At 72.7% G+C, this 17837-nt stretch carries 18 protein-coding genes and 1 pseudogene; 9 read left to right on the forward strand and 10 right to left on the reverse strand.

The window, feature by feature from the left end; translation table 11 throughout:
• Positions 1–8: 8 nt before the first annotated feature.
• Positions 9–713 (reverse strand): DUF4184 family protein, encoded by a 705-nt coding sequence (locus OHA72_RS43460; RefSeq protein ID WP_327001942.1) that lies wholly within the window; start codon positions 711–713, stop codon positions 9–11.
• 170 nt (positions 714–883) lie between these two features.
• Here OHA72_RS43460 and OHA72_RS43465 point away from each other — a divergent pair, with 170 nt between their 5' ends.
• The 4 genes and pseudogenes from OHA72_RS43465 to OHA72_RS43480 all read left to right on the forward strand — a co-directional run bounded on the left by OHA72_RS43465 (position 884) and on the right by OHA72_RS43480 (position 3219).
• Positions 884–1630, forward strand: a complete 747-nt coding sequence (locus tag OHA72_RS43465; RefSeq protein WP_327001943.1) for an SDR family NAD(P)-dependent oxidoreductase — start codon at positions 884–886, stop codon at positions 1628–1630.
• A gap of 2 nt (positions 1631–1632) precedes the next feature.
• Positions 1633–2040, forward strand: a pseudogene (locus OHA72_RS43470) (sigma factor); the annotation flags it as partial.
• 133 nt (positions 2041–2173) lie between these two features.
• A complete protein-coding gene (locus OHA72_RS43475; protein WP_327011969.1) occupies positions 2174–2452 on the forward strand; it encodes a sigma-70 family RNA polymerase sigma factor family protein in 279 nt (92 codons plus the stop codon).
• A gap of 14 nt (positions 2453–2466) precedes the next feature.
• On the forward strand, positions 2467–3219 hold the full coding sequence (locus tag OHA72_RS43480) for a GNAT family N-acetyltransferase (RefSeq protein WP_327011970.1): 753 nt from the start codon (positions 2467–2469) through the stop codon (positions 3217–3219).
• A 58-nt stretch (positions 3220–3277) separates the two neighbouring features.
• Here the strand turns inward: OHA72_RS43480 and OHA72_RS43485 are convergent, their stop codons facing one another.
• A complete protein-coding gene (locus OHA72_RS43485; protein ID WP_327001944.1) occupies positions 3278–3757 on the reverse strand; it encodes a hypothetical protein in 480 nt (159 codons plus the stop codon).
• A gap of 59 nt (positions 3758–3816) precedes the next feature.
• On the opposite strand from OHA72_RS43485, the gene OHA72_RS43490 reads away from it, so the two are divergent.
• Positions 3817–5139, forward strand: coding sequence for an ATP-binding cassette domain-containing protein (locus OHA72_RS43490; RefSeq protein WP_327001945.1), 1323 nt, complete (start codon positions 3817–3819; stop codon positions 5137–5139).
• On the forward strand, positions 5136–5975 hold the full coding sequence (locus tag OHA72_RS43495; RefSeq protein ID WP_327001946.1) for an ABC transporter permease: 840 nt from the start codon (positions 5136–5138) through the stop codon (positions 5973–5975). The genes OHA72_RS43490 and OHA72_RS43495 overlap by 4 nt, the downstream gene beginning before the upstream one ends.
• A gap of 110 nt (positions 5976–6085) precedes the next feature.
• On the opposite strand, the gene OHA72_RS43500 is transcribed toward OHA72_RS43495, so the two are convergent.
• The gene (locus tag OHA72_RS43500; RefSeq protein WP_327001947.1) at positions 6086–6463 is read right to left on the reverse strand and encodes a hypothetical protein; all 378 of its coding nucleotides are present in this window, start codon (positions 6461–6463) and stop codon (positions 6086–6088) included.
• Between the two features lie 65 nt (positions 6464–6528).
• Between OHA72_RS43500 and OHA72_RS43505 the strand changes: the two genes are divergently transcribed.
• Entirely contained in the window at positions 6529–8802 is a 2274-nt protein-coding gene (locus OHA72_RS43505) for an ATP-binding cassette domain-containing protein (RefSeq protein ID WP_327001948.1), read from the forward strand.
• Between the two features lie 400 nt (positions 8803–9202).
• Here the strand turns inward: OHA72_RS43505 and OHA72_RS43510 are convergent, their stop codons facing one another.
• From OHA72_RS43510 to OHA72_RS43520, 3 genes are read right to left on the reverse strand one after another with little or no spacing between them, the layout of a single operon-like run.
• A complete protein-coding gene (locus tag OHA72_RS43510; protein WP_327001949.1) occupies positions 9203–9955 on the reverse strand; it encodes a carboxypeptidase-like regulatory domain-containing protein in 753 nt (250 codons plus the stop codon).
• On the reverse strand, positions 9949–10116 hold the full coding sequence (locus tag OHA72_RS43515) for a hypothetical protein (RefSeq protein ID WP_327001950.1): 168 nt from the start codon (positions 10114–10116) through the stop codon (positions 9949–9951). The genes OHA72_RS43510 and OHA72_RS43515 overlap by 7 nt, the downstream gene beginning before the upstream one ends.
• A 56-nt stretch (positions 10117–10172) precedes the next feature.
• Positions 10173–11231: a glycoside hydrolase family 10 protein gene (locus OHA72_RS43520; protein WP_327001951.1), complete on the reverse strand. Its 1059-nt coding sequence runs from the start codon at positions 11229–11231 to the stop codon at positions 10173–10175.
• 348 nt (positions 11232–11579) lie between these two features.
• Between OHA72_RS43520 and OHA72_RS43525 the strand changes: the two genes are divergently transcribed.
• Complete coding sequence (locus tag OHA72_RS43525; RefSeq protein ID WP_327001952.1) at positions 11580–13223, forward strand: glycoside hydrolase family 44 protein; 1644 nt, start codon at positions 11580–11582, stop codon at positions 13221–13223.
• Positions 13224–13257: 34 nt separating this feature from the next.
• Here the strand turns inward: OHA72_RS43525 and OHA72_RS43530 are convergent, their stop codons facing one another.
• From OHA72_RS43530 to OHA72_RS43545, 4 genes are read right to left on the reverse strand one after another with little or no spacing between them, the layout of a single operon-like run.
• Entirely contained in the window at positions 13258–14346 is a 1089-nt protein-coding gene (locus OHA72_RS43530) for a phosphotransferase (RefSeq protein WP_327001953.1), read from the reverse strand.
• Between the two features lie 9 nt (positions 14347–14355).
• Positions 14356–14844, reverse strand: coding sequence for a hypothetical protein (locus OHA72_RS43535; RefSeq protein ID WP_327001954.1), 489 nt, complete (start codon positions 14842–14844; stop codon positions 14356–14358).
• The gene (locus tag OHA72_RS43540; protein WP_327001955.1) at positions 14841–15809 is read right to left on the reverse strand and encodes a hypothetical protein; all 969 of its coding nucleotides are present in this window, start codon (positions 15807–15809) and stop codon (positions 14841–14843) included. Before OHA72_RS43540 ends, OHA72_RS43535 begins: the two co-directional genes overlap by 4 nt.
• A gap of 42 nt (positions 15810–15851) precedes the next feature.
• Positions 15852–16364: a P-loop nucleotide/nucleoside kinase family protein gene (locus tag OHA72_RS43545; RefSeq protein ID WP_327001956.1), complete on the reverse strand. Its 513-nt coding sequence runs from the start codon at positions 16362–16364 to the stop codon at positions 15852–15854.
• Positions 16365–16537: 173 nt separating this feature from the next.
• Between OHA72_RS43545 and OHA72_RS43550 the strand changes: the two genes are divergently transcribed.
• Complete coding sequence (locus OHA72_RS43550) at positions 16538–17830, forward strand: DUF2268 domain-containing putative Zn-dependent protease (protein ID WP_327001957.1); 1293 nt, start codon at positions 16538–16540, stop codon at positions 17828–17830.
• Positions 17831–17837: the final 7 nt, after the last annotated feature.

The raw sequence follows: 17837 nt of genomic DNA on the forward strand, positions 1-17837 counted from the left end.
CGGCGCCGTCAGCAGGCCGCGCGGCGGCCCTGCGGCAGCCAGGACCGCACCGTGCAGGCGAACGACCCGACGAGCAGGCCGGCGGCGGCCGCGCACATCAGCCGGACCAGGCTGGTGTGCACCAGGGCCGCCGCGGGCAGGAACGGCACCGCCGCGGCGGCCGCGGCGGCGACGCCGACGGCGACCGGCCAGAACAGCCAGAGACGGCGGTGCACCGGCGGCGGGTCTCCGTGCCAGCGGCGCACCAGCCGCTGCCGGCCGATCACCACGACGGCGGTGATCAGGCCGGCGGCGCCCAGGACGTGCATCACGTACTCCGACACGGGCGCGACCGCCTCCAGCCGGTCCAGTGCCAGGTGGCTCGCGGCGCCGAGCAGCGCCGAGGACGTCACGACCAGCCAGCCGGGGCGGGCCCGCCCGAGTGCGCCGTAGTCGGCGAGCGCGAGCGGGCGCCAGACCGGCAGGTGGGCGGCGACCACCGGTGCGACGCGGCGGATCAGCCATGTCGCGGCGAGGGTGACCGGCAGGCACCACACGACCAGCCCCAGCACCTGATGCGACAGCGGCCACACCGGTAACCCGGAGCCGTCCAGCGCGTACGCGAGGTCCGGTGCCGTCGACCCGATGACGAGCGCGATCTCGTCGAACCAGCGCGGTCGCCACAGCTTCAGCGGCAGCACGGCGGCGGGGTGCGTCGGGAATGTCAAGGGCACCACCGCGACGGTACCGGCGACCGGTGCAGACCGGGTGCCGCCGCCGTGGAGATCCTGTGACGGACCGCATGTCACAGCCGGCGGCGCTGTCTCGTCTCGTATTGCGACACGAAGCCTCGTGCGACACGAAGCCTCGTGCGACACGAAAACGAGCAACCAAGGAGCTGGGCATGAAGATCGCATTGGTCACCGGGGCGAACAAGGGCATCGGCCGCGCGGCCGCCGAGCAGCTCGCCGCGCTGGGCATGACGGTCCTGATCGGCGCCCGGGACCCGCGCCGCGGTGAGGAGGCGGCCGCGGCGGTGCGCGGTACCGGCGGCGACGCGCACGCCGTCGTCCTGGACGTCACCGACCGGGCGGTCGTCCGGGAGGCCGCGAGGCAGATCGGGGAGCGGTTCGGCCGCCTCGACGTGCTGGTCAACAACGCCGGGATCACCGGCTCCGGGCAGGTCTCGCCCCAGGACGCCACCGACCAGCTCCCCAGCGCCGTCGACCTGGACATGGTGCGGGCGGTGTTCGAGACCAACGTCTTCGGCGTGATCGCGGTGACCAACGCGATGCTGCCGCTGCTGCGCCGGTCGCCGGCGTCGCGCATCGTCAACGTCAGCAGCCACGCCGCGTCGCTGACGCTCACCGGCGACCCGGACGGGCCGTTCGCGGCGCTACTGCCGTCGGCGGCGTACACGCCCTCCAAGGCGGCGGTGAGCGCGCTGACCGTGCAGTACGCCAACGAACTACGCAAGGACGGCATCCTCGTCAACGCCGCCGCCCCGGGATTCGTCGACACCGACAGCAACAACCACACCGGGTTCCTGACGCCGGCACAGGGCGCGGCGGTCGTCGTACACCTGGCGACGCTCGGAACGGACGGACCGACGGGCGGCTTCTTCGGCGCGGACGGGCCGGTAGCGTGGTGACGGTGCCCCCGGCCGAGGAGTTCGAGCAGCTCAGGCCGCTGCTGTTCTCAATCGCCTACCGGATCCTGGGCAGCGTCAGCGACGCCGAGGACGCGGTCCAGGAGACCTGGCTGCGCCACGCCGCGTCCCCGGCACAGCCCGCGTCGGCCAAGGCGTACCTGTCGGCGGTGGTCACCCGCATCTCGATCGACGTGCTGCGCTCGGCCAGGGTCCGCCGCGAGGAGTACGCCGGGCCGTGGCTCCCCGAGCCGCTGCTGACCGACCCGTACCAGGACCCGGCCCGCTCGGCGGAACTGGCCGACTCGGTGTCGATGGCGGCGCTGCTGCTGCTCGAACGGCTCAGCCCCCTCGAACGGGCGGTCTTCGTGCTGCGGGAGGTGTTCGCGTTCGGCTTCCCGGAGGTGGCGGCGGCCGTGGGACGGTCGGAGGCGGCGTGCCGCCAGCTCGCCGTGCGGGCGCGCCGCCACATGGACGCGGGCCGGCCCCGCTTCGACGCCGACCGGACCGAACGCGAGGAGCTCGCCGGCCGGTTCCTCGGCGCCAGTGGCGGACCGGTTCACCGGTGTCGAGCACGTCGCACGGGTACTCGGGACGCTCGCCACCCTGTTCGCCGGGATCGGCGCGCAGGTGGAGCAGCACGAGGTCAACGGCCAGCCGGGCGCGATCTTCCGCGACCGCGACGGCCGGGTCCTCAACACGTGGAGCCTGGACGTCCTGGACGGGCGGATCCAGCTCATCCGTGCCGTCAACAACCCCGGCAAACTCGGTCACGTGGGTCCCGTCGCGGACGCCTGGGCCGCCCTCCGCGGCACGACGCAATGACCTACGTTGCAACCATGACGATCGGAACGAACCCGGCCGACCTGGCCGAGGCGCCGCTGCGGCAGGCCCGCAACTCCGCCGCCTTCTGGGCCGCGACCGGCGTGGCCCGCGGCCACGAGGTGATCCGCCGCCCCGGCTTCCTCGCCGTCGCCGGCGACGCGCGGGCGGGGCTGCGCATCCTGATCCAGCAGCCGGGGCTCGGCGCCGACGAGGTCGCCGAGATCACCGACCTGGCGGGCCGGGCCGCGGGGCCGGTCGACGCCGAGGACCCGTTCAGCGCGACTGACCTGAGCCACCTGGGCATGCGCACCTGGCAGATGCCGGTCATGCTGCGCCCGCCCGGCCCGGTCGAGACTCCGGCGATGCCTGTGGACCGGGTCCGCGACGAGGACGACCTGCACGAGGCCGAGCGGGCCGTGATCGGAGGCTTCGAGCTGGCCAGGTTCGAGCCGCACCGCGGCGGCGAGCTGTTCCCCATGGCGCTGATCGAGCAGCCAGGGGTGGACGTGTTCGTCGCGCGCATCGACGGCACGGTCGCCGGGGCGTGCGTCACGGTCGTCGACGCCGGGTTCGGCAGCCACTACTGGGTCGGCACCCCGGCGGCGTTCCGCTCCCGTGGCGTGGGCCGCGCCGTCATGCTCGGCTCGCTCGCGCCCCTGGCGGACCTGCCGGTGACGCTGACGGCGTCGCGGCTGGGCCGGCCGCTGTACGAGTCGCTCGGCTTCACCACCGCGGCCCAGTCGACCTGGTGGTCCTCCACCCGCTGAGGGTCCTGTGCGTCGGCGGCGTGGTGCGCGTCCAGCGCCCGCACCGGGGCCGTGATCCTCAGTCGAAGCGCTCGTACCGCAGGACGGCACGCAGGACGGCGGGCCGGTTCTCGATCTCGACGTTCTCCTGCGTGAAGTCGAACACCACGTGCAGGGCGGCGTCGATGTGTCCCGAGCGGGCGGCGCCGAACTCGATGCGGGTCACGTCGAGCGGGTTGTGCGCCCCGCACAGGTAGATCGACGCGTCGATGTATTCGTCGTCGTACGGGCTGGCCGGGAACTCGAACGTGCGCCCGCTCAGCGCGTCCAGGTCCCCGCCGGGCAGGCCGATGCACTCACCGCGGACCGCGGTCGAGATGACGTCCGGCCCGCCGGTTCCCGGCCGGAAGGTGCCGGGGTCGAAACGGTCCGCCGCGGAGAACGGCGCGAGCGGCACGGTGATCGACCACGTGTCCGCGTCCGGGCCTGACCGCAGCGGCGAGTGGTACCCGATCGTGCCCGGTTCGAGCCGCAGCAAATCGTCGGAGAGTGTGTGCACGGAATCATGGTAGGCACCCGGCGGTGTCACATTCGGGGCGGCGGCGGTGCTCAGTGGATGTGCGGGAAGATGTCGAGTTCGTCGGGCACGTCGCGGCGGTGAGGTCGCCCGCGAGGCTGGTCAAGCGGAAGGACGCCGTCGCTGTGTCGAGTCCTCCGGGGCGTGGGATGGTCGTGCGCGCCGACCTGGAGCAGGTGTTCCGGTCCGCGTACCCGCGGGTGGTGGCCGTCGCCGCGCGGGTGCTCGGGTCCAGGGACCAGGCCGAGGACGTGGCGCAGGAGGTGTTCCTGACGTTCGGGCGTTCGTCGGTGCCGGCGACCGAGGCCCTCGGCTGGCTGACCGTCGCCGCGGCGCACACGGCGCTGAACCATTTGCGCTCCGGGCGCCGCCGGGCGTCGCGGGAGGAGGCCGCGGGCGGTGGCGACGGTCGCCCGTGGCCTGCGGTGGGACCGGTGAGCGCCCCCTCGCTCGAATCGCCCGCGGTCTGGTGTTCCGGCCTGCGGAAGCGGTACCGCCGGCAGGTCGCCGTCGACGACGTCTCCTTCACCGTCCAGCGGGGCGAGGTCCTCGGACTGCTCGGGCCCAACGGGGCCGGCAAGACCAGCGCGATCAAGTTCCTGCTGGGCCTGGTGCGCCCGGACGCCGGTGAGGTGCTGCTGCTCGGCCGCCCCGGGCGGGACCCGGCGTCGCGGGCCCGCGTCGGCTACCTGCCGGAGCTGTTCCGGTACCAGCCGTGGCTGACCGTGGCCGAGGTGCTCGCCCTGCACGTCCGGCTCGCCGGCGCCGCGGTGCCGGACCGCGAACGGCGCGAATGCCTGGCCACGGTCGGGCTCGCCGACCGCGCCGGCGACCGGGTCGGTGGTTTCTCCAAGGGCATGCAGCAGCGGCTCGGGCTGGCGGTCGCGCTGGTCGCCCGGCCCGAGCTGGTCATCCTCGACGAGCCGACCAGCGCACTGGACCCGCTCGGGCGCGCCGACGTCAGGGACCTGCTGCTCGCACTGAAGGACCGCAAGGTCGCCGTGCTGCTCAACTCCCACCTCATCGGCGAGGTGGAACGCGTCTGCGACCGCGTCGTCATCCTCGACAAGGGCAGGGTGGCCGCCGCCGGTACCCTGGCCGAACTGCTCGGCGGACGCGAGCTGCGGCTCCGCCTCGACGGCGTGTCCGACGCGGCCGCCGCCCGGCTGGCCGCGACCGGGGCACTGACCCGCAGCGGGTCCGTGTTCACCGTCGCCCTGCCCGCCGAGCCGGACGCCGACCTCGTGCCGGCGCTGATCGCCGACCTGGTCGCCCTGGGCGTCCGGGTGCACGCCGTCGAACCCGCGCGGGTCACGCTCGAGGAACGGCTGCTGGACATTCTGCGTACCGGAGCCGCCGCATGACCGTCCTCATCATCGCCGCCCTCACCTTGCAGGAGGCGTCCCGGCGGCGGGTGCTGCGCTCGCTCGCCGTCATGACGCTGCTGCTGCTCGGCCTCAGCGCGTGGGGCTTCTCCCGCATCGACGCCACGTTCGGCGGGCTGACCAGCGGCGAGGCCCGCCTGGCCGCGGCGACGGTGCTCAACCTGGTGATGTTCGGCCTGAGCCTGATCTCCGCGCTCGGCACCGCGTTCCTCGCCGGGCCGTCCCTCGCCGGGGAGATCGAGTCCGGCATCGCCCTGGCGATGCTGACCCGCCCCGTCCACCGCTACGCCGTCCTGGTCGGCAAGTGGCTGGGCCTGGTGACGTTCGGCAGCGGCTTCGTCGCCGTCGCCGGGCTCGCCCAGCTCGTCATCGTCCGGGTCACCGTCGGCTACTGGCCGCCCGAGCCGGTGACCGGCCTGGCCCTGCTCGCCGGCCAGGCCGTCGCCCTGCTCACCCTCGGCCTGCTGCTGTCCACCGTCATCTCACCGATGGCGTCGGGCATCGTGTCGGTCGGCCTGTTCGGCGCCACCTGGATCGCGGGCGTCGTCGGCGCCGTCGGCGAGGTCTTCAACAACGCGAGCCTCACCCAGGTCGGCACCGTGTCCCGGATGCTGCTGCCGACCGACGGCCTGTGGCGCGGCGCCATGCACGCCTTCCAGGACCCGACGCTGCTCACCCAGTTCAGCGAGGCGTTCGAGGGCCACCCGTTCCTGAGCCGCACGGGCCTCACGTTGGCGTATGTCGTCTGGGCCGGCACCTGGGTCGCGGTCGTCCTCGGCCTCGCCGCGGCCGCCTTCCAGCGCCGCGACGTGTGATCGTCATGGTCCGTGCCCATGGGACCGTGGATCGCTACGCCGTGGCACGCTCCGCCGACCTGACCGACGACGTCGGCGAGTCCGTCGCGGGCGACGGGGGCCGGGCAGCCTCAGCGCAGCAACGGCCGGCCTTCACGGGCCCAGGCGACCGCGAGCCTCGTGTCGACCCACAGGTCTTCGCCGTACAGGCCGTCCACGAACGTGGCCGGCACTTCGGCCCGGCTCAGGGTGATCGTCGGCCAGCCCCAGCTCTGGGGTTCGGCGTCGTCGATGCCGTCTGTCAGGCCGGCGCCCTCCGGCAGGGTCCCGTAACGGCGGCACAGCACGTGCCCGGTGTTGGTGACGTTGAGGTCGCCCTCGTCGGAGATGATCAGCGGGCAGTCGGTGGTGCCGGCCACCGACAGGGTGCCGTCGGTCGTGGCGAAGTCGATGAGGCGGGTCACGGTGGCGCCGACCCGCGCGGCGGTCCGGACGGGGTACAGGGTCACCGTGCACCCGCCCGTCTGAGCGCTGAACGGCCGAAACTGTCATACCTCTCGTCTAGAGTGGCCCGGTGCATGTCGCAGACAGTCATGACCTGATCAAGGTCCACGGGGCCCGTGAGAACAATCTGAAGGACGTCAGCGTCGACATCCCGAAGCGACGCCTGACGGTGTTCACCGGTGTGTCTGGATCCGGCAAGAGCTCGCTCGTGTTCGGCACCATCGCCGCCGAGTCGCAGCGACTCATCAACGAGACCTACAGCGCGTTCGTGCAGGGGTTCATGCCCAGCCAGTCGCGGCCCGACGTCGACCTGCTCGAGGGGCTGACCACGGCGATCATCGTCGACCAGGAGCGGATGGGGGCCAACTCCCGCTCCACGGTCGGCACCGCGACCGACGCCAACGCGATGCTGCGCATCGTGTTCAGCCGGCTCGGCGTGCCGAGCGCCGGCCCGTCGTTCCACTACAGCTTCAACGTGCCCGCCGGCGCGTGCCCGAAGTGCGAGGGCATGGGCAAGGCCAGCGACATCGACCTCGACGAGCTGTTCGACCGGGACAAGTCCCTCGCCGGGGGCGCGATCACCATCCCCGGTTACAGCGTCGACGGCTGGCTGGTGCGCATCTTCGCCGCGTCCGGCTTCGTCGACGCCGACAAGCCGATCCGGGACTACAGCGAGCAGGAGCTGCACGACTTCCTCTACAAGGAGCCGGTCAAGGTCAAGGTCGAGAACATCAACATGACCTATGAAGGGCTCGTCCCCCGCGTCCAGAAGTCCTTCCTGCAGAAGGACAAGGAGGCGCTGCAGCCGCACATCCGCGCGTTCGTCGAGCGTGCCGTCACCTTCACGGCGTGCCCCGAGTGCGGCGGCACCAGGCTCAACAAGGCGGCGCTGGAGTCCCGCATCGACGGCGTCAACATCGCCGACGCGTGCGCGATGCAGATCAGCGACCTCGCCGACTGGGTCCGGGGCATCAAGGACCCTGCGGTGGCGCCGCTGCTGACGACGCTGCAGCAGACCCTCGACTCGTTCGTGGAGATCGGCCTGGGCTACCTGTCGCTGGACCGGCCGTCCGGCACGCTGTCCGGCGGCGAGGCGCAGCGCACCAAGATGATCCGGCACCTCGGGTCGAGCCTCACCGACGTGTCCTACATCTTCGACGAGCCGACCGTCGGCCTGCACCCGCACGACATCCAGCGGATGAACGGGCTGCTCGTGCGGCTGCGCGACAAGGGCAACACGGTCCTGGTCGTCGAGCACAAGCCCGAGACGATCGCGATCGCCGACCACGTCGTCGACCTCGGCCCCGGCGCGGGCGGCGCCGGCGGCACGGTGTGCTTCGAGGGCACCGTCGAAGGCCTGCGCGCCAGCGGCACCCTGACCGGCCGTCACCTCGACTACCGGGCCGAGCTCAAGTCGAAGACCCGCACGCCCAAGGGCACGCTGCCGATCCGCAACGCGACCCGCCACAACCTCCGCGACGTCAGCGTCGACGTGCCCCTCGGCGTGCTGTGCGTGGTGACCGGCGTCGCCGGCTCCGGCAAGAGCTCCCTCATCCACGGCTCGGTCCCGAAGGGCGCCGGCGTCGTCTCCGTCGACCAGACCGCGATCCGTGGCTCACGCCGCAGCAACCCGGCCACCTACACCGGCCTGCTCGACCCGATCCGCACCGCGTTCGCCAAGGCCAACGGCGTGAAGCCGGCACTGTTCAGCGCCAACTCCGCGGGCGCCTGCCCCAACTGCAACGGCAACGGCGTCATCTACACCGACCTGGCGATGATGGCCGGCGTCGCCACCGTCTGCGAGGAGTGCGAGGGCAAGCGCTTCCAGGCCGCCGTCCTCGACTACAAGCTCGGCGGCAAGAACATCAGCGAGGTCCTCGCGATGTCCGTCACCGAGGCGGAGGCGTTCTTCGCCGCCGGCCACGCCAAGTCGCCCGGCGCCCACGCCATCCTGCACCGCATGGCCGACGTCGGCCTCGGCTACCTCACCCTCGGCCAGCCACTCACCACCCTGTCCGGCGGCGAGCGCCAGCGCCTCAAACTGGCGATCCACATGGCCGAGAAGGGCGGCATCTACGTCCTCGACGAGCCCACCACCGGCCTGCACCTCGCCGACGTCGAGCAGCTGCTCAAGCTGCTGGACCGCCTCGTCGACTCCGGCAAGTCCGTCATCGTCATCGAGCACCACCTCGCCGTGATGGCCCGCGCCGACTGGATCATCGACCTCGGCCCCGGCGCCGGCCACGACGGCGGCCGCCTCGTCTTCGAGGGCACACCGGCAGACCTGGTCGCCGCACACTCCACCCTCACCGGCGAGCACCTCGCCAAGTACATCGGCGCGTAACGGCCACGACCGCTGCCTGCTCCGCGGCTCGGGCCTCACGCCCGGCCGGCGGAGCAGGCACGGCGGTCACCTCGCGGACGCACGCCGGCGCGACCAGCATGTCGTGGTTCAGCCGGCCGGGAGTGGTGCTGCCGGGCCGTCCCGGCGGCGCTGCGACCTTCCTGGGGCCGACCGTCCACGGCCCTGGCCACCCGGCACCACGCGGATCCGCCGGCGGCCTGCTGCTGACTGTCGTCGCTGCCGTCGCCTGGGTCGCCGCCAGCGGCGAGCCACCACGCGCCATGCCTTCCGGCCCGGCAGCGCGGATCGCGTGCTTCGCCGGTGTCGGACAACTTCTCGGTGTGGCGCTGGGACGCGGTCACCGGTGAGCCGCTGCCCGTGGTCTGACCCATCGCACCAGCTAGGGCAGCAGGACGTCGTCCACGACCGTCGTGCCGTTGGTGGCCACCACGACGGGGTCCGCGGTCGCCGGCGACCGTTTCCCCGTCGCCCACTGCACCTGCGTGCCGGTCTCGTACCGCACGGCGTACGTGCCGGGCCAGACGGTCACGAACCAGGTGCCGTCGGAGGCAGTGGTCGCCTGGAACTGCCGGCCTCGTGTGGTGTCGTAGACGACCACGGCGCTGCCCACCGACGGCTGGCCCGAGGCATCGGTGAGCCGGCCCCGGACCAGCCCGACCGGCAGTTGCCGCTCGTCCAGAACCATCGTCTGATCGGCGCCGACCCGCACGGGCCGGGTCGCGCTCTGCGACTCTGCCCCGCCGAGCCACTGGTCGAGGCCGGTGCCGGACGGCACGACGAACTTGATTGTGTAGCTGCCCGGGTACGGGCGCAGCCGGAAGGTGACGTCCGCGGCGGTCCAGTTGCTCACCGACTCCGCGGTGCTGGTCTGCGAGTAGGCGTAGACGACCACATTGGGCGCCGGTGCCCCGTTGCGGGTGAACCGCCCGGTGATGACGCCCGAGGGGAACAGCCGCTCGTTCACCGTGGTGTGCTGGCGGGGCGTGACGGTGACCGGGTCGGCCTGGGTGTAGCTGCGGCGCCGGTACGTCCACTGGTTGGTGGCGCCGCGTTCGGCGGCGGCCACCGCCACCCGTAGCTGACCCGCCGGTGGATAGCTGATCAGGTATTCGCCATTGGTGCCGGTCAGCACGGTGGCGAGGGGGCACCGCCGGTGATCGCGTACAGCTGGACCCGGGCGCCGGGTGCGGACTGGCCCGGGTCCGTGGTGATCCGCCCGCCGAGGGTGCCGTGCGGCATCACCAGCTCGTGGACCGTCGTCTCCGCGGCGGCCAGCACGGTGACCGGCATCATGGGCCTCCTGGCAGGCGTGGCGACCAGTACGAATGACGTTCACAATGCTGCGGGTGTCACGGGAGGTGGCAGGTGCGCGCGCAGATTCTCAGGCCGGACAGCGCCCCGTAGTACGCCGGTTTGCGGGCGCCGGTGGCGTCGAACAGCAGTGGGGTCAGGTTGGAGCGCCACGAGTCGCTGTCACGTACGCCCCAGACCGTGATGCCGGTGCAGCGCGACACCGCGACACAGGCGCTGACGACCCGCCGATACCCGTCGGACTGTGCCGTTCCCGAGCCTCCGATGTCCAGTTCGGTGATCTCCACGTCTACGCCGAGCGACGCGAAGGCCGAGATGGTCTGCCGGTAGGCGCTGGGAATCGCGGTGCTGCTGATGAAATGGCTCTCCAGGCCGACGCAGTCGATCGGCACGCCCCTGGTCTTGAAGTCCCGGACCAGGTTGTAGACGGCCTGCGTCTTGGCGAGGCCGATGTCCTCGATGCCGAAGTCGTTGTAGCACAGCCGAGCACCGGGGTCGGCCGCCCGGGCGGCCCGGAACGCCTCCTCGATGTAGCCGGGCCCGACGCGGTTCGCGAACACCGACTGCCGGACGACGCCGTTGTCGGAGAACGCCTCGCTGACCACGTCCCACGTCTTGATCTGACCGCGGAAGTGGCCCATGGTGACCGTGATGTGGTTGCGCAGCGCCACTCGGGCATCGTCGGCGGTGCCGAGCAGGGTTACCCAGGCGACCTGGTTGGCGCTCGGCGACACCAGACCTCGAGCCCGGACGCCGGCGCCGTGTGACCGGGCGTGGTCCACCACCCGGTCGGCGGCGGTGAAGTTGAACTGGTTACGGGCGGGCTCCACCGCATCCCATTCCAGCGCGTTCTCCGGCGTGACGGAGTTGAACTCCTGGTCGATGACCCGGGTGTAGACCGGATCGGTCAGCTTGGCCGGCTGGACGGCGGCGCCGAAGTAACGACCACGGGCCGCGGCGGCGGCACCGAGGCCGGTGGCCGCGCCGGCCACGCCGGGGACCGCGATCGCGCCGGTCAGGGTCAGTACCCCCAGGGCGCCGGCGAGGAGCACGCGATGCCGTCGTCCGGCCTTGCCGCCGGGTGGTCCTTTCACCATGGTTCCTCCTCCGGCCAGCAGCCACACGTCGATGCCGGTCGATGCTAGAGGCATCGACGACCGTCGGCGAATGCACGACCGCCACGACACCGGAACACACACCATCCGGCCCCCGTCGCGCATGTAACGTTCAGCGCCGGCGGTCGACGCCGCCGACGACGACGCCGCATGTCGGCACGGCGGCATCGACGCCCATTCGGCCCGTATGCGCACCACGGTGGGCAGGCGCGCGGGGCTCGGCACCCCCGGCGCCGGCGGCCCTCGACGGCGGGCGGCTTGACCCACATGGAGCACCCGGCCACGCTCGTCGATGGATGTCGATGGATCGGGCGATTGGGGGCACCGGTGATGAACGCTCAACGGCGAAGGAAGGTGCGGGCGGCCACGACGCTGGGCCTGGCAGTCTCACTGGTCGCGGGGGTGCTGACCGCCCAGCCCGCCTCGGCCGCCACCGCGGTCACGTTGTCCGTCGACGCGTCCGCCGCCCGGCACGCGATCAGTCCGGACATCTACGGCATGAACGGAGCGGAGGCGGCGTTCGCCGCCGAGATCGGCCTGCCGGTGGCGCGCTGGGGCGGCAACGCAAGCACCCGGTACAACTTCAAGAACCACACCTACAACACCGGTAGCGACTGGTACTTCGAGAACATCGTGGCCGGACCCGACAACACGGTCGAGTCGTTCGTCACCACCAACCGGAACCGCGGTACCAGGCAGGTCGTCACCGTGCCGATGAGCGGATGGGTGGCCAAGGACTCCCCCGGCGCACACCCGTTCGCCTGTGGCTTCCCGGCCACCCGGTTCCCCGCCCAGGACGGGTTCGACCAGTGGGACGCCAACTGCGGCAACGGCAAGCTCAACGGCACGAACCTCACCGGCGCAGTGCCCACGGACACGTCCATCCCGGTGGACGCCTCGTTCGCCGGTGAGATGGTGTCGCATCTGGTGAGCCAATTCGGCCCCGCGGCGCGCGGCGGGGTACCGATCTACGAGCTCGACAACGAACCGGTGCTGTGGAACGCCACGCACCGCGACGTGCACCCCGACGCCGTGTCCTACGACGAACTGGGCGGCAAGAGCACAGCGACCGCGGCGGCCATCAAGACCGCCGATCCGAGCGCCGCGGTGCTCGGCCCGTCGGGCTGGGGCTACTGCGAATGGGTCGCCTCCGGGTTGGACGGGTGCGCCCCGGGAGCCGACGCGGCCGCCCACGGCGGGCTCAATTTCTCCCAGTGGTACCTGAAGAACATGAAGGACTTCAGCAACGCCCACGGCGGGAAGCGCTTCCTCAACTACTTCGACCAGCACTACTACCCGCAGATCGGCGGCGGCACGGACCCCGACGCCAACGCGCTGCGGCTGCGATCCACGCGCTCGCTGTGGGATCCGACGTACGTCGAGGAGTCCTGGATCGGCCCCGGCGGCGTGAACGCGCCACCGCTGCAGTTCATCCGCACCATGAAGGCGTGGGTCGCGCAGTACTACCCCGGCACGAAGGTCGCCATCACCGAGTACAACTGGGGCGCGCTGAACGACATCAACGGCGCGCTGACGGAGGCCGACGTCCTGGGAATCTTCGGCCGCGAGGGGCTCGACCTCGCCACCATGTGGGGCGAACCCCAACCGGCCCAGCCGGGCGCCTACGCGTTCCGGATGTACCGCAACTATGACGGCGCGGGCAGCCGGTTCGGCGACGTGAGCGTCTCGGCGGTCAGCAGCGACCAGGGGCAGCTGGCGGTGTACGGCGCGCAGCGCCTCTGCGACAACGCACTGACCGTCATGGTCGTCAACAAGACGGGCAGCGACCAGGCGTCGCCGCTGTCGGTCGCCCGCTTCAACGGCAACGGCACGGCGCAGCGTTTCACCTACAGCCCCGCCGATCTCAACACGATCGTGCACGGCGACGACCTCGCGGTGCACCGGGGCAGGATCGATGCGACGTACCCGGCGAACTCCATCACCCTGCTGGTCCTGCCGGCCCGGCGACGCTGAGCGCCACCCGCGACACCGGCCGGTGCGGTGGTTGTCAGGCACCGCCGGAACCGGCCGGCGGGTCGAAGGCGGGCGCGACGCGCAGGGCGACGGCTCCCCATCGACCGGTGAGCGCGTCGTGCAGGCGGGCCGCCAGCTCCGCCAGTGCCGGCGCCACGGGCGAGCGGCGGGCCAGGTCGAGGCGGTGCAGGATCGTCGCCCGGCGGGTCGGCGCGGCCCGGACCGGGGCGGCAGGCGAAGGTCCGGCGACCGGGGTCTCGTCGTGCAGCGCCCGCGGCAGGAACCACGACACCGACATCAACGCCCACCCGACCGTGGCAGCCTCGACGTCCGCACGGAACGCGGCGGTGTCCGGTACCGCCGCCGCGGCCCGATACGCGTCCAGCGCGCGGCGTGTCACGGCGGAGGGCAGGCGCCACGAGCACCAGCAGGACGGCCACGGCGCGGTCAGGTAGGCGACGTCCCACGCCACGTGCCGCCACTGCGCGCCCTCGAAGTCGATCAGCGCGAGCCCGTCGCCGGTGCGCACGTTGTTGTCCGGGCACGCGTCGGCGGGCGTCAGTGCGGCCGGCCCGTCACTGTCGAGGCGGGTGCCGAGGGCGCGCAGCTCGCCGAGGGCGTGCGCGGGGACGTCGACGCCGAGCCCGGCGCAGTGCGCGGCGAGGGTGTCCGCCGATTGCCGCAGGTCCGCCGGTACGGTCGACTCCGGCGCCGCCCCGGCAAGGGCGTCCCGGAACGCCTCGCGTGAGCCCGCCGTCGCGCGGTGGAGCACCCCGATCGTCGTGGCCCACGAGACCACCGCTTCCGCGGCCGCGGCGGGGTCCCGGCCGAGCAGCGCGTCGGCGACGCTCGGCCCGCGGCCGAGGTCCGACATCACCACGGTCGGCGGGTCGGCGCGGGCCGCGACCAGCCGTGGCGCGCGGACCTGCGGCGGCAGGACGGACAGCGCCGCGGCCTCCCGGGCCCAGCCTTCCCCGGCCCCGGTGAACTCCTTGACGATCAGGGTGCGGTCGTCGGCCCGGATGCGCCGCACCCGTGACCGGCTGCTTCCGCCGAGCAGTTCCACCGTCTCCAGCAGGGCGCCGGGCAGCAGCGCCCGTGCCGTGTCCAGTCCGTCGTCCACGGGCGGAGGCTACGGGAGGTCGGTGGTCTGGCTCAGCGTGAACGGCGGTGCCGTGTCGTCGAACGGTTTGGGGGTGCCGCCGGGTTCGGCGGCGTAGGCGTGACCGTCCTGGACGTAGAAGTTCAGCCACGGGTTCAGGGCGAGCTCCTCCCGTGCGACGCCGATCCACCCCTGCGTCAGCGACCACCGGGCGAGCCAGCGCGGGACGATCTGCACCAGGTCGTACATCGCGTCGTCGAGCATGTACAGCCGCACGTACAACCCGAAGCAGGCGGGCCGGTTCAGGTACGGGTGCTGCTCGATCAGCGAGCCGGCGCCGCCGCCGGGCAGCCGGTCGTCGGCCGGGTCGACGGCCAGGCACGGCCAGTCGGCGTCCAGCGAGGGGTCCGCGGGTGGCTGGTCGGTGAGGCCGAGGTGGTAGCGGACCTCGTCCAGGAACGCCGCGGGCGCGTCGGGTCGCAGCCGCAGCGACAGCGTCCACTCGTAGTGCAGGCTCACGGGCGTCCGATGGACTGCTGGAAGCGCAGGCCGGCCTCGGAGGGCGTCTGGAGGGCCCGGGGCAGCAGGTCCTCGAGGCACCGGTCGCGGGCGTAGCCGCCCGGCTCGGCGGCGATGACGGTCGCCTCCGGCTCGACCTCCTCGAACGTCGTCGTGCGCCGCAGCAGCGCCTGGACCAGCGTCTGCAGGAACCAGCCCGACTGCTGCGGATCCTCGTCGTCGTCGAACCAGTCGGCGATCGCGCCGGGTTCGCGCAGCGCGGCGCGGACCTCGGCGAGGGCCACGGGGTCGCCGTCGAGGCCGGCCGCCACGGCGGCGTACGCGCGGACCCGCTCGTCCGGGTCGCTGAGCAGTTGCCGCGGCGGGATGTCCCAGCCGTCGAGGGTGAACGCGAGATGCGCCCGCTCGACGGGGTCGGTCCGCGACGTGTCCTCCAGCAGCCGCCCGGCGAGCGCCTCGCGGGTCTCGCCGAGGTCCGGGGCGCGCAGGAGGTGACCGGCCGCCCGCAGCGCCGCGATGCGCACGGAGGCGACCGGGTTCCAGATGAACGGCGCGACCGCCCGGTACAGCTCCGCCCTGATCGCCTGGCAGGCCTGCTCGGCCTCGTCGGGGTCGGGGATGCCGTCGCTGTAGGCGGTGCTGTCGCCGACGTCGCCGAGCCACTCCAGCAGCGCGGCCCGCAACGGGCGCACCCGGTCGTCCCACGGCAGGGCGGTCTGGCACGGCAGCTCCGTGCGCGCGTCGCCGAGCACCGCGGCGACGAACAACGCCACCGGCGCCGTGCACGAGTAGATGGTGCCCTGGTGCAGCACGCCCGCGTCGAGGTCGGCGAGCGCGCCGCCGGCGAGGTCGGCGTCGCCGCTCAGCAGTCCGACGAGGCGCTCCGGCAGGTCGTCGGCGCAGCCGTATGCGTGCTCCAGCGCCGACCAGTCGGTGCGGGCCAGGATCTCCATGGGCATGGCCATGCCCCGCATCCTTCCGGACCGGCCCGGCCCGGGCAACGCCCGTCAGCTGCCGCGCACGTACGCCAGGGCGCGCAGGACGTTGTCGGAGATCGGGGCGACGGAGTCCAGGACGAGGCGCTCGTCGTCCCAGCCCTCGAAGCCCTCGCGGCGGGCCTCCACCGACTCCCACGTCGGTTCGGCGTCGCCGGCGATCCCGACGTCGCGGCGGTCATCGAGCCGCTGCCGGTGCAGGTCGGGGTCGGAGCAGACGACCTCGACGAACCGCAGCAGCACCTCGTGCCGGGCGGCCAGGTCACGCCACTGCTGGCGGGCCACCTCGGCGTCGTTGACGGCGTCGACGACGACGGTCTGACCGAGTCTCAGCATCGTGCCGGCGAGCGCGCCGACGACGACGAACGCGGCCAGCCCGGTCGGCTGGTCCCGGTCGATCCCGGCGGCCCACAGCGCGACCTCGACCGGGTCGACGGGCAGCACCGGCGCCGACAGCTCCCGGGCCAGTTGCCCGGCGATCGTGCTCTTCCCGGTCCCCTGCAGGCCACACATCACAATCAGCACCCAGCGATGCTGTCACACATCAGTCGAGCGGGTCCCGGTGTCCGGCGAAGCGCGGCAGCGACCCCGCGCGCGGCCTCGAAGACGGAGGCCGGCCCGTAGACGAGGTACACGCCCGCGACGGTACGCCAACGGTGCTGGTAGCGGGGGCAGCGGAGATCCAGTAGGTTGCGCGCGTGAAGACTCGGGAGGACGACGAGCCGCGGCCCGTCGAGTTCGTCGGCGCGGGCGGGTACGGCGTGCCGTTGCCGTTCACGTCCTCCTCCGCCAGGCCCGCCGCGCCGCCCGCGCCGGAGCCGCCGAAGCGGTGGCTGTGGCTGGCGGCCGCGGGTATCGTGCTCGTCTTCGTGGCGGCGCTGTACCTCACCGCCAGGACCGGCGCGACGCACGGCACCGCCGCGCCCAGCGCGTCCGCCCTGTCGCAGAACCCCGTCGGGGCGAAGGGCGACCTCATCAACGCCGGGCTCGCCGCGCAGGCGCAGGCGCTGCTCGGCGGGGACCTGGACGGCTACCTGGCATCCGTCGACGCCGAGCTGCACGAGGAGTTCACGCTCCGGTTCCACTCGCTGCGGGCCTTGCGGGTGGCGCGGTGGACCGCGCAGGTGACGGAGACGCCGGATGAGGCCGACGACCGGTGGACCGTCAAGGTGACGATCGGGTACTGCCTCGGCAACCCGGCCTGCGAGCCCGTGCACCTGGTGCTGCCGACCGCGTGGACGGTGCGGGACGGACGGGCGGTCGTCACCGAGTTCCAGCGCACCGTGCTGCCGTGGGACCTGACGGCGTTGCAGGGTGTCGCCGGGCGGCGGGTCGTCGTGGCCGCGCCGGCCTCCCTCGCCGGTCAGCTCGAGCGGACCGTCCAGGCCGCCGACAGGGCCGCCGACATCGCCGACCGGTTCGCCCGGTGGGGGCCGCCGCCGACGCGGTATGTCGTGTACCTCGCCGGGCCCGAGGAGTGGCGTACCTGGTGGAACGGCCAGGCAGACAGCTTCGACGGCTATGCGGCCGGGTCATACGGTGTCGCGGTCCAGCCCGTCCAGGACGGACTGGAGAACCTGCTGGCCCACGAGTTCGCGCACGTGGTGAGCCTCGGCGCCGAGCCCGGCACGCTGTGGTGGCTTGCGGAGGGCCTGGCCGAGTACGTCGCTGACCGGGACGGCTCGTGGACCCGGGACCGGCTGCCGTCGGTGCGGCGCTACCTGCGCGCCGAACGCTGGGACGGCTCGGTCACGCTCGACGGGATACCGCAGGGTGCGTCCGACGACGACCGCCGCGCCCGGTACGGCATTGCCCTGCTGGCCGTGACCTGCCTGGCGCAGCGGTTCGGCGAGGACCAGATGCTGGCGTTCTTCGGCTCCGTCGTGCGCAAGGGATCGGACCCGGAGGCGGCATCGCTGAACGTGTTCGGCACCGAGTGGGCGCCGGTCGCCGAGGGCTGCGCCGCGCAGATCCGTGCCCGCGCGAGATAGCCGATGA

The sequence above is a fragment of the Dactylosporangium sp. NBC_01737 genome (assembly GCF_035963215.1).
In the GTDB taxonomy this organism is placed as follows: Bacteria; Actinomycetota; Actinomycetes; order Mycobacteriales; family Micromonosporaceae; genus Dactylosporangium.

Bases quoted from the DNA above. Each gene is read 5' to 3' on its own strand.
- OHA72_RS43465 (WP_327001943.1), top strand. From the start codon at position 884: ATGAAGATCGCATTGGTCACCGGGGCGAACAAGGGCATCGGCCGCGCG.
- OHA72_RS43480 (WP_327011970.1), top strand. From the start codon at position 2,467: ATGACGATCGGAACGAACCCGGCCGACCTGGCCGAGGCGCCGCTGCGG.
- OHA72_RS43495 (WP_327001946.1), top strand. From the start codon at position 5,136: ATGACCGTCCTCATCATCGCCGCCCTCACCTTGCAGGAGGCGTCCCGG.
- OHA72_RS43515 (WP_327001950.1), bottom strand. From the start codon at position 10,116: ATGATGCCGGTCACCGTGCTGGCCGCCGCGGAGACGACGGTCCACGAG.
- OHA72_RS43520 (WP_327001951.1), bottom strand. From the start codon at position 11,231: ATGGTGAAAGGACCACCCGGCGGCAAGGCCGGACGACGGCATCGCGTG.
- OHA72_RS43525 (WP_327001952.1), top strand. From the start codon at position 11,580: ATGAACGCTCAACGGCGAAGGAAGGTGCGGGCGGCCACGACGCTGGGC.
- OHA72_RS43540 (WP_327001955.1), bottom strand. From the start codon at position 15,809: ATGGCCATGCCCATGGAGATCCTGGCCCGCACCGACTGGTCGGCGCTG.